We start from the raw sequence: 14158 nt of genomic DNA on the forward strand, positions 1-14158 counted from the left end.
GTCTTCTGGCACTAAATCATCCATGGAGATGGCCACCATTTGGTGGCGAATATCGTCTTGATGTTTGGATAACATGTTCTTCACCTCTTGTTTTTTATGTCAGTTCTCTCCTTAGTATAATCAAAAAAAGGACTGTAAACAAAGTTTTTTCACTACTTTGTCTACAGTCTGAGTGCGGAGCAGACGCTCCGCACTTTTATTGATTGGTAATGCTTTCCAAATTTTCAACTTTGACCTTGTTGGCAAGAAGCCCCTTGTTGTTTTCGTTTGACCAGAAAGGTCCTTCAAGTTTTTTCTCGGTTTTTTCAGCGACTTGCTTTTTATTGTAAAATGTCGCTTCTATGTTATAATGACTTCCTTTTTTGACGGAACTTAGTATATCTTTTGTGACAGGAAGAGTAACGACTGTATCTCCTGCGCCATCTATTGTTCCGCTGATCGTATTTTTCTCAGCGTTCACTTTGGTTACGTTAAAGTTAAAAGTGATATCAACTTTTGAGGATACGTGCTGATAATAAAAGTAACCCCCGCCTAAAAGTAAAATTGCAATCAACGTGAATACAGGAATTTTACGCATATAACTTCTTTGCGCCTCCAATCTAATAACATCTCTTCATCATTATAGCGCATAAATCGCTTCTGAAAAGGAAAAGGAGTAAATTCTCATTGATTTTTTAGAATTAATGGCACATTTGTTACTTTTTCTCATAAATGCAGTTCAGTTAGTTTTCGGGATGATCTTTTAAAGCATCAAGTCCTGTTTCACCAGTGCTGATTTTGATGACTTCGCTAAGCGGATAAATAAAGACTTTACCGTCGCCAGGTTCGCCAGTTCGAAGGGTGTCTTTTACAACACGGAGTACGTCTTCAACGGGAACAGTGCTGACGACGATTTCGACTTTCATGCGTTCGTGAATGTTCGTTTCTTTTTTATTGCCGCGATAAAGTTCGATCATGCCTTTTTCAAGTCCTGTTCCGAGTGCTTTTGTAACAGTTAAACCGCTAACGCCGATTTTAGCCAATTCTTTTTGAAAAGCTTCGAAACGATTTGGACGAGTGATAATTTCGATTTTTGTTAGATTAGTCATTAGGTTTCCTCCTTTTAGCGATCTTGATAGGCTTTTTCGCCATGCAAGGTAAGATCAAGTCCTTTGAATTCTTGTTCTTCATTAACACGAATTGGTAAGAATAGTTTGATGATACTGACTATTATGATAGTAACGATTGCAACGAACAAGAAGGTAACGCTGATGGCAATGAGTTGTTTGAACAAAAGTGATGTACCGCCGTAGAATAATCCATTGGCTCCAGCTTCGTTGACTTTAGTTGTAGCGAATAGACCAGTTGCGATTCCGCCCCAGATACCCCCAATTCCGTGAAGTCCAAATGCGTCAAGTGCATCATCATATTTAATTTTGCCTTTCAGCCAAGACACGCCCCAGAAACAAACAGCTCCGCCGATTAAGCCGATGAGCATGGAAGCAGGCACGGTTACAAATCCTGCTGCTGGTGTGATGGAGACAAGTCCGGCGATTGCACCTGAGATGGTTCCAAGCATTGTCGGACGTTTATTCATGATCCATTCTACAAAACACCAGCCGATTATGCCGGCAGCAGCAGCGGTATTTGTATTGACGAAGGCTGCCATTGCGACGTTATCAATTGTAAGGCACTACCGACGTTAAAACCGTACCAGCCGAACCAAACGAGGATACCGCCGATTAAGGCAAGAGGAAGATTGTGCGGAGAAGCTGTATCGGCTTCTTTTCTCCTGCCCACCATAATGGCTAGAACAAGTCCGGTTACACCAGAGCTGATGTGGACAACGTTTCCGCCAGCAAAATCCAATGCTCCTAGTTCGCGAAGGAAACCACCATCGCCCCAAACCCAGTGTGCAACAGGCGCGTATACGAATAAAGACCAAAGTACAATAAAAACAAGATAAGCAGCAAAATTCATTCGCTCTGCAAAAGCACCGGAAATAATTGCAACAGTCAAAACTGCGAATGTCATTTGAAACATCATAAACAATAAATGAGGAATGGCATCGCTATATAGTGAGTTACTACTAAATGTGACATGGTTTAAGAAACTCCAGTCGAAACTGCCAATAAATTGATTGCCAGGTGAAAAAGCAAGTGAATAGCCGATTGTAACCCAGAGCAGAGAAACGATGGCCATTGAGCTGAAGCTATACATCGCTGTACTCAGGACGTTTTTCCGCCTAACCATTCCGCCGTAAAATAATGCGATTCCGGGTGTCATCACCCAAACTAACAAGGTACAGAAAAACATAAAAACAGATTCCATATTCAGCTCTCCTTTTTTTGCGTTAGATTATCTAACATTAATTTCGATTGATGTTCTAATAATACCTGATAATTTAAATAATGCAAGTTATAATCACCTGTTTTTAATATTTTGTCAGAATATCTAACATATTGTTTAGGGAGAAGTTAAAGAAAATTGAAATGAGGATTGCTACGAGGAATGTAAAGGTGCTAAAATAAAAGAAATTAAACGAAAGGGGAAGCCTGTCATGGTAAAATTGAGCCGCAAAGAAGAACTTCAACGAACACGTGCGAAGATTTTAACTGCTGGCGAAGCTTTATTTATGCAAAAAGGGTATCGGGCAGTTTCAACTCGTGAAATTGCAATATTGGCAGAAGTAACTCAGCCAGCTTTATATCATCATTTTAAGGATAAAGAAGTTCTTTATATGGAAGTGGTGAAGGATCTGACATTGCGGATTCAAATCGATATGAGTGAAATTCTTTTGAAAAAACAGGATGGAATTTTGAGTTTGAACGAAATGGTTTTGAATTTAATTGAGAAACATCCTACTAATATATTGTTGATGATTCATGATATTTTAAATGAATTGCAACCTGAAAATCAGCGCATGCTTTATGGTCTTTGGCAAGAAAGTTATTTAAAACCGTTTGAAGAAGTATTTTTGCAGATGAGTGATGAACAAGTTTGGTCAAGCGAGTTTACGCCGCAAGAAGCGGCACATTATTTTATGTCTGCTATTACACCGCTTTTTACTCCTAGTTTGCAGGTTACTCAATCTGGTCAAAAAGACAAGGTCGCAAAGCGAATTCATTTGATTTTGTTTGGAATATTAAAAGAAGAGGTATAATGCTATGTATGCTTCTTTTTTTGATTTAATTTTTATCGCTTGATAAGTGAAATTGTGGATTTTTGCTGATCGATTGATAAATGAAATATGGGGGGAGATTGATTTGGAGAGTAAATTACGAAAGTTAGCAAATCTTGTAGGTGGTAAAAAAGGACGATTTGTCACAATAGGTATTTGGATTTTAGCTATTATTGCCATGCAATTATTTTTACCGAGTAGCGCTAGTTACAAGGACGATACGGCTGCAGATTTAGCGAAAACCGAGCCGTCTGTTCAAGCTGATGAAAAAATGAATCGTTATTTTAGCGATAGTTCCGGAATTCCGTTGTTTATTACGTGGACAAAAGCGGAGGGGTTGTCGATTCAAGAGTTGAAATTGATTCAAGATTTAAACCGTTCTCTCACAGAAAAGCCGCTTTCATATCAAGAACAAACGATTCCACTTGAAAAAATGCCGCCTCAAGCTCTTTTGTCTGAACGGTCAAAGGATGGGACGACTTTTATTCAAACAATATTGATGAATGAAAAGGCAAGTTCTGATCAACTTGGATCGAGTATTGATCAGCTTAAAAAGCGAACTAAACAAGTAATGGGTGAAAATCCATTTGCTGTGGAACTTCAAAATGATCAAAAATTGATTGCTCGAACAACAGGGCCAGCAGGAATTAGTGTGGATGCTTCTGGATTATTTAAAGATGCTGATGTATCACTTTTAATTGCCACTGTTTGTATTGTCCTAGTCATTTTGCTGATTATCTATCGATCACCGATTTTAGCACTCATTCCATTAATTGCTGTTTTATTTGCTTATCTTGCACTTACACCGCTTTTAGGACTCTTTGGAAAACTGGGTTGGATCAGTTATAGCTCGCAAGGTCTTTCAATTATGACGGTGCTCCTCTTTGGTGCGGGAACAGATTATTGCTTATTTTTAATTGCACGATTTAGACATTATTTAAAGCACGAGCAAGATCGATTCCTTGCGTTTAAAAAAAGCTTTCAGTGGTACCTCGGGAGCGATTCTTTTAAGCGGACTTACTGTTATGGCTGCACTTGCTTTGTTGCTTGCGGCGAAATATGGATCATTCCATAACTTTGCTGTGCCTTTTAGTTTATCAATACTGATTATGTTGATCTCAGCTTTGACACTTGTGCCAGCGTTACTTGGTTTGTTTGGTCGGATTTCTTTTTGGCCATTCATTCCAACGCCAGCTCAAAGTTCGAAAAAAGAAAATCGATTTTGGGAAAAAGTGGGCGGACTTGCTACCCGCCATCCTGTTATCATTACCATTTGCACAATTATCTTGCTTGGGTTAGCTGCGGTTCAGCTCCCAACTGTCAAATACAGCTATGATACACTGTCGAGTTTTCCAAGTGATATGCCATCGCGCGAGGGATTTAAAATCATTGGCGATCATTATGGCGAAGGCTATCTAGCTCCTGTAAATGTGATCATCAAAAATGGAGCAGATGACGATCAAAAAAAAACTAGAAGCGGTTTCTGGGGTAAAATCAGTCAGCCCACCTGAAATATCCAGTAAAGATAAAACCTATAGTAAGTATTCTATTATTCTCGATCAAAATCCATATAGTAATCAGGCAATGGATTTGATTCCGAAAATCGAAAAAAGTGTGGCGAATCCAGATAATAAAGTTTACTTAGCAGGGCAAACGGCTGAGCAATATGACAGTCGAGCTGTGTCGCAAGTAGATGAAAAAACTGTTATCCCGCTTGTGATTGGATTAATCAGTATTTTATTATTCGTTTATTTGAGGTCGATAGTAGCAACCGTCTATCTTGTTTTATCAGTCTTGCTTTCATATGCTGCCTCGCTTGGCCTTGGTTGGTTGATTTTGCATCATTTCTTTGGTGTTGAAGCAATTTCTGGGTTGATACCGCTGTACGCTTTTGTCTTTATCGTTGCACTTGGTGAGGACTACAATATTTTTATGATTTCAAGTATCTGGAAAAATGCTCGTAAAAACTCTGTTCGGGCAGCAGTTCAAGAAGGTGTGCATCAAACAGGTGGCGTGATTACTTCAGCTGGTGTGATATTAGCCGCGACGTTTCTTGTGCTGACTACATTGCCAATTGAACTACTCGTTCAATTCGGCTTAATAACAGCACTTGGCATCTTGATTGATACTTTCTTTATTAGACCACTTTTAGTGCCAGCAGTGACAGTTTTATTCGGTAAATGGTCATTCTGGCCAGGAATGAAAAAACGACGTGATTTGTTTTAGGTAAACTAGAAGATAAATAACCCCAGTCGCGAAACTCGCGACTGGGGTTATTCTAAATGTAAAACATATAACCTTCTTTTAATGTATTTTCTTCTGATTCGTTTTCATGCGCAATTAAATCCGCAAGCGATGTGTTATCAAGTACATTTTTAACTGCATCTCGCATGCGTGTCCATAGTTCACGCTGTGCCGCCTCTTCGTTTTCTAGACTCTCAACGAGCACGATCGGTCCTTCAAGCGTACGAATAACATCACCAGCTGTAATGGTTTTTGGATCGCCATTTAAAATGTAGCCACCATGAGCGCCACGAATACTTTTAACAATGCCGGAATTACGTAGCGGACCGACCAGCTGTTCCAAATAATGTTCAGACAAGTCTTTTTTTTTGAGCGATGCTTCGGAGGGAAATTGGACCGTTTCCGACTTCTCGTGCAAGTTCAAGCGCAATTGTAAGCCCGTAACGACCCTTTGTAGTAATTTTCATTTTTTTTTGACCTCCAATTATTCTGATAGACAAACTTTGAATTCTTTTTTATTATAGCGAAAATATGGGGTGGTTTCAATGAAAGAAGCTGAATATCGGTGTATGTTATAATGAATGAGAGTGAAATTTTTACAGAAGGAGAATGTGAAGATGGCGATTGAACCATTAGCTTACCGAATGCGTCCGCGTAGCTTGGATGAAGTTATCGGGCAAAAGCATTTGGTGGGAAAAGATAAAATTATTTACCGGATGGTAAAAGCCAAGCAACTTTCGTCAATGATTCTTTATGGTCCACCAGGGATTGGGAAAACTTCAATTGCTAGTGCAATTGCCGGAAGTACTCAATATGCTTTTCGAACGCTAAATGCGGTTACTAATAATAAAAAGGATATGGAAGTTGTGGCGGCGGAAGCACGTATGAGCGGAACGGTGATCTTACTGCTAGATGAAGTGCACCGGCTGGATAAAGCAAAACAAGACTTTTTGTTGCCGCATCTTGAAAGCGGTGCGATTGTCTTGATCGGTGCGACAACGAGCAATCCGTACATTGCAATTAATCCCGCAATTAGAAGTCGAACTCAAATTTTTGAACTGAAGCCACTTCAAATTGATGATATTGAGCTGGCGATTGACCGAGCGCTTGAAGATAAAGAAAGAGGTCTTGGAAAATACGATGTTGTGCTTGAAACGGATGCACGAACGCATTTTGCGACGGCAAGTAATGGAGATGTGCGGAGCGCGCTTAATGCGCTTGAACTTGCTGTTATATCGTCGGAGCCTGATAAAGACGGGTGTATTCATGTAACACTTGAAGTAGCAGAGGAATGTTTGCAGCGTAAAAGCTTGGCACACGATAAGGACGGGGATGCACATTATGATGTACTTAGTGCTTTCCAAAAATCTGTTCGTGGAAGTGACGTAAATGCGGCGCTACATTATATGGGAAGGCTTGTTGAGGCTGGAGATCTTGTCAGTATTACAAGGCGTCTGTTAGTAATGGCCTATGAAGATGTGGGGCTTGCAAGTCCGCAAGCTGGTGCTAGAACGCTTGCAGCTGTGCAAACGGCAGAAAAGGTTGGCTTTCCAGAAGCACGGATACCACTTGCGAATGCGGTGATTGAACTGTGCCTTTCGCCAAAATCAAATTCCGCGATAACGGCAATTGATGCCGCTCTTTCTGATATTCGAGCTGGGAAAAGCGGGGAAGTACCGGATCATTTGCGTGACGGGCATTATTCGGGAGCTAAAAAACTTGGACGGGCACTGGACTATAAATATCCGCATAATTATGAGAATGCTTGGGTTGATCAACAGTATTTGCCAGATAGACTTAAACAAACAAAATACTACGAACCAAAAACAAATTCAAAGTTTGAACGGACGATTGGAGAAGTCTATCGGAATATCAATGAAAACAAAAAAGAGTAAAAATTTACTGTTTATCTGGTGACAAAAATTGCTTTTCGGATCATTTTATGCTATTCTTAGGTTAATAAAAGAAACCCTAATGTATACGTATAGATCCCATGATTTATTGAACCGAACAATTTTTGTTACCTTGGGAACTCGGCGTTCGGACGCGGCGCAAAAGCCTTTACACGAGGACTTGCAAAACGCTCGACAGAGTACCCACCTGCTTATACGGCGGGTTCAAAGGAAGGGGCTCCAAACGGTACGATTGGGGTTTCTTTTTTTGTCTTTTTTCACACTAACAATTAGTAAGTATGTTCTATTGCTTTCAAATTGATTTGTTGTTACAATAAAATTCGATTATGGTGTAGTTTTTAGCCAAGAAAGGAAACGATGTGTTGTGAAAATGCCAATTTATCTTGATCATGCGGCGACAAGTCCGATTCATCCTGCGGTCAGTCAAGAAATGCTTGATGTGATGCAGCAAGAATTCGGAAATCCGTCAAGCATTCACTATGCCGGACGGTCGGCGCGCAAAAAATTAGACGAAGCGAGAGCATTTTTTGCTGAGGAGATCGGCGCAGTCGAGAAAGAGATTGTGTTTACAAGCGGCGGAACGGAGAGCGATAACACGGCTGTCATTGGAGCAGCGCTTGCAAATCAGTCACGCGGCAAACACATCATCACCTCGAGTATCGAACATCATGCGGTTTTACGAGCATGTGAATTTCTTGAGAAACAAGGATTTAGTGTTACGTATCTTCCAGTAGATGAATTTGGAATAGTGAGTGTGGAGGATGTGCGTTTAGCCCTTCGCGAAGATACAATCTTGGTTTCGATTATGTATGGAAATAATGAAATAGGTGCGATACAGCCGATTGAAGCAATCGGGGAGCTGCTTCGTGAGCATCAAGCCTTGTTCCATACGGATGCAGTTCAGGCGTTTGGACTTGTTCCAATGAATGTAGTAAAACTTGGAGTGGATTTATTATCGACTTCTTCTCATAAAATTAATGGTCCCCGTGGCGTTGGTTTCTTGTATGTTAAACAAGGAACGAAGCTTGAATTTCCGTTTCATGGAGGCGAGCAGGAACGTGGCAGACGCGCAGGGACAGAAAACTTGGCAGGGATAGCTGGATTTAAAAAAGCACTCGAAGTGATGAAGCTAGACAGATTTGCCAAGGTAGAACGGTACGCGCACTTTAAGGAAATATTCCGTTCGATTTTTTGAAAAAAAACGGGTTGGCTTTTGATGTGAACGGGAAAGAGGAGCTGACGCTTGCGCATGTTTTTAGTGTTCGGTTTTTCGGTGTTCAAATTGAACAGCTATTGATGAATCTTGATATGGAAGGGATTGCTGTTTCGAGCGGTTCAGCTTGTACGGCGGGTTCTGTTGAGCCATCTCATGTGCTCGCTTCGATGTTTGGAAAAGAACACCCTGGAATTACGGAGACGCTTCGAATCAGCTTTGGGCTTGGCAATGATGAAGCAGAGATGGAGCGTGCGGCCGAAATGATTAGTCAAGTGGTGAGCCGGCTTGCTCAAAGAAAGGAAGAACAAGTGTGACAAAAGATAACAGTCAAATTCGTGTTGTAGTGGGAATGTCTGGAGGGGTAGATTCGTCGGTTACGGCATATCTACTGAAACAACAAGGCTATGATGTGATTGGAATATTTATGAAAAACTGGGACGATACGGATGAATTTGGAGTCTGTACGGCGACTGAGGATTACGAAGATGTGATTCGTGTAGCCAATCAAATCGGGATTCCGTATTATTCGGTCAACTTTGAAAAGGAATATTGGGATAAAGTTTTCCGTTATTTCCTCGATGAATATCAACTCGGACGTACGCCGAATCCAGATGTGATGTGCAATAAAGAAATTAAATTTAAAGCCTTTTTGGAACATGCGGAAAGCCTCGGTGCAGATTATGTTGCAACGGGTCACTATGCACGTGTCAAACAAGTAAACGGCGAAGTGAAATTACTGCGCGGTGTCGATCAAAATAAAGATCAAACGTATTTCTTGAATCAGCTTTCGCAAGAGCAGCTTTCACATGTGATGTTCCCGCTTGGCGGAATGGAAAAAAGTGAAGTGCGTCGTATTGCTGAAGAAGCAGGGCTTGCAACGGCTAAAAAGAAAGACAGCACAGGAATTTGTTTTATCGGCGAACGCAACTTCAAGGAATTTTTAAGCGAATATTTACCTGCAAAACCTGGTCTTATGAAAACGCTCGACGGGAAACCAATGGGAAATCATGATGGCTTGATGTATTATACGATTGGGCAACGTCATGGTCTTGGCATCGGAGGCGACGGAGATCCGTGGTTTGTTGCGGGTAAAGATTTGGAAAATAATGTGCTGTTTGTTGAACAAGGCTTCCATCATGATAGCTTGTATTCAAGTTCGCTGATTGCGACTGATTTATCGTTCACATCGAACGGCGCAAAGCCACAATCGTTTCATGCAACAGCAAAATTCCGCTATCGTCAGGAAGATACTGGCGTTACGGTGAATTTACTGGATGATGGCAAAGCGGAAGTGGTGTTTGACGAACCCGTTCGCGCGATCACACCAGGACAAGCAGTTGTTTTCTATGACGGCGAAGAATGTTTGGGCGGTGCAACGATTGATACCGTTTGGAAAGACGCGCGTCAATTAGATTATGTAGGTTGAAACTTGAGGAAATCTGTTTATGAAGCAGATTTCCTTTTTTTGCGCAGTTTTATTCTATTTTTCAAGCAAAATGTGGTAAAATATTAGGCGTATCAGTGAAAAGAGGTTTTTTATGAAAAAATTGATTGGTTTCGGAAGTCTCCTCATCCTCGGTTTGCTCCTTGTGTGGGGGTATTTTTATTTCAATACATCGCCTAGTGAAAACGCGATGCAAGCGGCAAATGAAACAAGTAAAGTGGATGTGCTGGAGTCGGATAATACGCTGATTTTTGAGCCGAAGGAAACGACGAACAAAGTAAGTATCATCCTCTATCCGGGGGCTTTTGTCAATGCGCTCAGTTATGCACCACTTGCGAAAAATTTAGCCGAGCATGGCTATAAAACCTATATCCCGGAAATGCCGTTTGATTTAGCGGTTTTCGGCAAAAATAAAGCGGAAGCGATTATCGATCAAAATAGGGACGAAGAATTTGTGATCGGCGGACATTCGCTTGGCGGGGTAATGGCTTCAAGATTTGCAAATGAACATGCAGATCAGCTGAAAGGCATTTTTTACTTGGCTAGTTATCCAGATAAAAAAGGGGAAATCAAAGGGACGAATCTTGCAGCACTCTCAATTACGGCAACGCGAGATGGTGTTTTGAATCAAACAAAATATAAGGAAAATAAGCGCTATTTGCCGAATGATACAACGTTTACGGAAATTAAAGGCGGCAATCATGCGCAGTTTGGTTCATATGGCAAGCAAAATGGAGACCGGAAGGCAACAATTTCAGAAGAAAAACAAACGAGCGAAACAAGTCAAGCAATGATAAGCTGGCTAGAGAAAATCAAACTGAAATGAGGGAACAGAATTGGATAAAAATCAAGCAGGTATTAAGTTTATGCAAGAAGGTAAGCTCGAAGAAGCGGTGAAGATGTTTACGGAAGTGATTGAGGAACATCCGACAGATCCGGTTGGCTACATTAATTTCGGTAATGTGCTGCTTTCGATGGATGATTTTGACCGCGCAGAGTTATTTTACAAGCGTGCGATTGAACTTGATGAGCATGTACCGGCGGCGTTCTATAGTTTAGGCAACCTTTACTTTGAACTCGAGCGTTATCAAGATGCAGCTCAAGCATTTAAAGATGCGACGGAGCAAGGGATGGAAAACGGAGATGTATTCTTTATGCTGGGTCTTAGTTTCGCTAAACTTGATCAAAATGCGCTTGCGTTGCCCTATTTCCTTAGAAGTATCGAGCTGAATCCGGAAGATGCGGAAGCGGTTTTCCAATATGCGATAGCACTTGCGAAAGAGGGCGTGTACGAAGAAGCGGTAACACAGCTTGAACGGACGCTTACGCTTAAGCCTGATGATCCAGATGCACTTTATAATCTCGGAGCCGTTTACTTGGCATGGCAGGGAGATATTAAGCTCGGGGCGGAATACTTTGAGCGAGCTATTGAGGCTGATCCGAGTCATACGCTAGCACAAAATGCATTAAGCTCAATTCGGAATTTACCGAACGACGTGGAATAAAACTTTAACAAAGGAGGCGGAAAAACATGGATAAACAAGAATCGCTCGGGCTATTTGAAGAGGAATCCGGCGAGCTTTTCATGAAAGGTTCTATCATGCAGACGATTTTTCATAATCCAGATAATTTGTTTTCCGTCGTCCGAATTGAAGTGAAGGACACAAATACGAACTGGGATGAGCGCGATATTATCGTGACGGGCATTTTCCCCAAACTGCAAGAACAGGAAGTCTATACGTTTTACGGAACGATGCAGGAACATTCGAAGTTTGGACAACAATTTAAAGCGGAGAAGTTCCGAAAAGAAATGCCGCAGACAAGACAAGGTGTTGTCGCGTATCTTTCTGGTGAAATTTTTAAAGGCGTCGGCAAAAAAACGGCAGAAAATATCGTAGAGGTGCTTGGAGAAGATGCGATCAGCATAATACTCTCAGACCCGGACCGACTTGCGGAAGTTCCTAAATTACCGAAAAATACAGCAGAATCACTGCTTACAACACTGCGTGAAAACCAAGGTCTTGAACATGTCATGGTGGGGCTGAATGAATATGGATTTGGACCGCAGCTGTCGATGAAAATTTTTTCAAGTTTATAAGCAAAATGCGCTTGAAGTGCTGGAAAAAAATCCCTATAAACTGATTGAAGATGTGAAGGGGATTGGTTTTCAGCGGGCTGATGAGCTTGGACGAAAGCTCGGGCTTGGCGGAAATCATCCAGAACGTATTCGAGCGGCGATCCTCTATACGCTAGATGCAGAATCGATTCGCGGAGGAAATGTCTATGTTGAATGGGATGAACTGGCTCAGAAAACACGCGGACTTTTGCTTGAAAGCGATCCGTCACCAGTTTTGGTGGAAGAGGTTGAACGGGAAATCACAGCTTTAAGTGACCTTGATAAAGTCGTTATGGAGAATAGTCGAATTTATCTCCCTTCGCTTTATTTTGCCGAAAGCGGCTTCGCGCACCATATGAAGCGGATTATGAAGCAAACTGAATACGCCGAACAGTTTCCAGAATCAGAGTTTTTACTCGCGCTCGGTGAACTGGAAGAACGGATTGGTGTCTCTTACGGTAGCTCGCAAAAAGAAGCACTGAAAACGGCTCTAATGTCGCCAATGCTCGCTCTAACAGGTGGTCCAGGAACCGGAAAAACGACAGTAATCAAAGGCATCGTCGAGCTTTACAGTGAGTTAAACGGCGTCAGCTCGATCCGCATGCGTATAAAGATGGCGATAAGTTTCCAGTTTTGCTTGCGGCACCAACTGGTCGTGCCGCAAAACGCATGAGTGAATCAACTGGTCTTCCTGCGATGACGATTCATCGCCTGCTCGGGATGAATGGGCAGGAAAATTTAGATGATGATTCTGAACGGATGGTGGAAGGGAAGCTTTTGATCGTCGATGAAATGTCTATGGTGGATATTTGGCTTGCCAACCAGCTATTTCGAGCGCTTCCGAATCACATTCAAGTAATTCTTGTCGGCGATGAAGATCAGCTACCTTCTGTTGGCCCAGGGCAGGTATTGCGTGATATCTTGCACTCGAAAGTGATTCCAACTGTTGAACTGACTGATATTTACCGGCAAAAAGATGGTTCTTCGATCATTCAAATGGCGCACGATATCCGTTTAGGACAGCTTCCGCCTGATTTCACAAAAAATCAAGCAGATCGTTCATTTTTTCATTGTACAACGAATCAAATTGCCGATGTGGTTGATCAAGTGGTGCAAAATGCGAAATCAAAAGGGTTTCGTGCAAAGGACATTCAAGTGCTCGCGCCAATGTATCGCGGCCCCGCTGGAATTGATGTGTTGAATCGCAACTTGCAGGAAATTTTCAACCCGAACGAATCGGGAAAACGTAAAGAAATTCAGCATGGTGACGTGAAATACCGTGTGCATGATAAGGTGCTCCAACTCGTGAATCAGCCGGAAAAGAACGTATTTAATGGTGATATTGGGGAAATTGTATCTATTTTGTACGCCAAAGAAAATACGGAAAAGCAAGATCAAATTGTGGTTCAGTTTGACCAAAATGAAGTAAGTTATTTCCGCCAAGAATTCAATCAACTGACGCATGCGTATTGCTGTTCAATTCATAAGGCGCAGGGGAGCGAATTCCCGATCGTAATCATGCCGGTCGTGCGGAGCTATTACCGGATGCTCCGGCGCGACTTGCTTTATACGGGTGTGACGCGAAGCCAGCAATTTTTGATTCTATGCGGTGAGGAAGATGCGTTCCGAATGGGCGTTGAGCGGGTGAGCGAAACGACTCGAAAGACCACTCTGCTTGAAAGACTGACCACGGATGACACTCTTGCAGCTGTAACCAGTCTTAAAATTTTGACCGCGGAAAACATCCTTGAAATCGACCCGATGATCGGGATGGAAGACTTGGATCCGTATCAGTTTATGGCGTGAAAAAAGGACTGTGGACAATATTGTTACTAAAGAACGACAAAAAGTCTAGAAGTTATAACTTCTAGGCTCAGACTGTTGAAAAACGACAATTCCAAAATGAAAAAAAGACGGGATTGTCGTTTTTAGCTCTCAGAATGAAAAAACTCGAAGAAGAACAAGACTTCTTCCACGTCCATAAAGCTAGTTTTTTCAGGTTCATGGCAGTATAAGTAAGCGTGGCTTGCAGTGTGACTTTCGCTAATCCGCGATACGTCGCATA

Annotated in this window: 8 protein-coding genes, 1 other RNA gene and 5 pseudogenes; 9 read left to right on the plus strand and 5 right to left on the minus strand. The window is 41.8% G+C overall.

The genetic code is table 11. The features are described 5' to 3' along the window. Window positions 1–196 precede the first annotated feature (196 nt). The 3 genes and pseudogenes from MFLO_RS12285 to MFLO_RS12295 all read right to left on the minus strand — a co-directional run. The gene (locus tag MFLO_RS12285; protein WP_036098308.1) at window positions 197–577 is read right to left on the minus strand and encodes a hypothetical protein; all 381 of its coding nucleotides are present in this window, start codon (window positions 575–577) and stop codon (window positions 197–199) included. 145 nt (window positions 578–722) lie between these two features. Then, window positions 723–1088 (minus strand): P-II family nitrogen regulator, encoded by a 366-nt coding sequence (locus MFLO_RS12290; RefSeq protein ID WP_036098310.1) that lies wholly within the window; start codon window positions 1086–1088, stop codon window positions 723–725. A gap of 86 nt (window positions 1089–1174) precedes the next feature. Beyond that, a pseudogene (locus tag MFLO_RS12295) lies at window positions 1175–2310 on the minus strand (ammonium transporter); the annotation flags it as partial. 229 nt (window positions 2311–2539) lie between these two features. On the opposite strand from MFLO_RS12295, the gene MFLO_RS12300 reads away from it, so the two are divergent. Together MFLO_RS12300 and MFLO_RS12305 are read left to right on the plus strand one after the other, a co-directional pair. After that, on the plus strand, window positions 2540–3142 hold the full coding sequence (locus MFLO_RS12300; RefSeq protein ID WP_036098312.1) for a TetR/AcrR family transcriptional regulator: 603 nt from the start codon (window positions 2540–2542) through the stop codon (window positions 3140–3142). Between the two features lie 103 nt (window positions 3143–3245). Beyond that, window positions 3246–5386: pseudogene (locus MFLO_RS12305) on the plus strand (MMPL family transporter). Window positions 5387–5438: 52 nt separating this feature from the next. Here MFLO_RS12305 and MFLO_RS12310 read toward each other — a convergent pair. Continuing rightward, on the minus strand, window positions 5439–5834 hold the full coding sequence (locus MFLO_RS12310) for an Rrf2 family transcriptional regulator (protein ID WP_077913248.1): 396 nt from the start codon (window positions 5832–5834) through the stop codon (window positions 5439–5441). A 187-nt stretch (window positions 5835–6021) separates the two neighbouring features. On the opposite strand from MFLO_RS12310, the gene MFLO_RS12315 reads away from it, so the two are divergent. The 7 genes and pseudogenes from MFLO_RS12315 to recD2 all read left to right on the plus strand — a co-directional run bounded on the left by MFLO_RS12315 (window position 6022) and on the right by recD2 (window position 13899). Continuing rightward, a complete protein-coding gene (locus MFLO_RS12315; protein WP_036098313.1) occupies window positions 6022–7299 on the plus strand; it encodes a replication-associated recombination protein A in 1278 nt (425 codons plus the stop codon). Between the two features lie 70 nt (window positions 7300–7369). Continuing rightward, window positions 7370–7560: non-coding RNA, 6S RNA (gene ssrS / locus MFLO_RS15185), on the plus strand. A 127-nt stretch (window positions 7561–7687) separates the two neighbouring features. Next, a pseudogene (locus tag MFLO_RS12320) lies at window positions 7688–8847 on the plus strand (cysteine desulfurase family protein). Next, window positions 8844–9959, plus strand: a complete 1116-nt coding sequence (gene mnmA, locus MFLO_RS12325) for a tRNA 2-thiouridine(34) synthase MnmA (RefSeq protein WP_036098314.1) — start codon at window positions 8844–8846, stop codon at window positions 9957–9959. Before MFLO_RS12320 ends, mnmA begins: the two are co-directional and overlap by 4 nt. A gap of 112 nt (window positions 9960–10071) precedes the next feature. After that, on the plus strand, window positions 10072–10803 hold the full coding sequence (locus MFLO_RS12330) for an alpha/beta hydrolase (RefSeq protein WP_036098315.1): 732 nt from the start codon (window positions 10072–10074) through the stop codon (window positions 10801–10803). Between the two features lie 10 nt (window positions 10804–10813). Beyond that, on the plus strand, window positions 10814–11482 hold the full coding sequence (locus MFLO_RS12335; RefSeq protein ID WP_036098316.1) for a tetratricopeptide repeat protein: 669 nt from the start codon (window positions 10814–10816) through the stop codon (window positions 11480–11482). Window positions 11483–11508: 26 nt separating this feature from the next. After that, a pseudogene (gene recD2 / locus MFLO_RS12340) lies at window positions 11509–13899 on the plus strand (SF1B family DNA helicase RecD2). Between the two features lie 67 nt (window positions 13900–13966). Here recD2 and MFLO_RS16590 read toward each other — a convergent pair. After that, window positions 13967–14158 (minus strand): annotated as a pseudogene (locus MFLO_RS16590) (IS5/IS1182 family transposase); the annotation flags it as partial.

Origin of the sequence: Listeria floridensis FSL S10-1187 (assembly GCF_000525875.1) — a bacterium.
In the GTDB taxonomy this organism is placed as follows: domain Bacteria; phylum Bacillota; class Bacilli; order Lactobacillales; family Listeriaceae; genus Listeria; species Listeria floridensis.

What these genes read in the sequence shown, in the direction of transcription:
- MFLO_RS12330 (WP_036098315.1), top strand. Translation starts at nt 10,072, where the DNA reads ATGAAAAAATTGATTGGTTTCGGAAGTCTCCTCATCCTCGGTTTGCTC.
- MFLO_RS12285 (WP_036098308.1), bottom strand. Translation starts at nt 577, where the DNA reads ATGCGTAAAATTCCTGTATTCACGTTGATTGCAATTTTACTTTTAGGC.
- MFLO_RS12300 (WP_036098312.1), top strand. Translation starts at nt 2,540, where the DNA reads ATGGTAAAATTGAGCCGCAAAGAAGAACTTCAACGAACACGTGCGAAG.
- MFLO_RS12290 (WP_036098310.1), bottom strand. Translation starts at nt 1,088, where the DNA reads ATGACTAATCTAACAAAAATCGAAATTATCACTCGTCCAAATCGTTTC.
- MFLO_RS12315 (WP_036098313.1), top strand. Translation starts at nt 6,022, where the DNA reads ATGGCGATTGAACCATTAGCTTACCGAATGCGTCCGCGTAGCTTGGAT.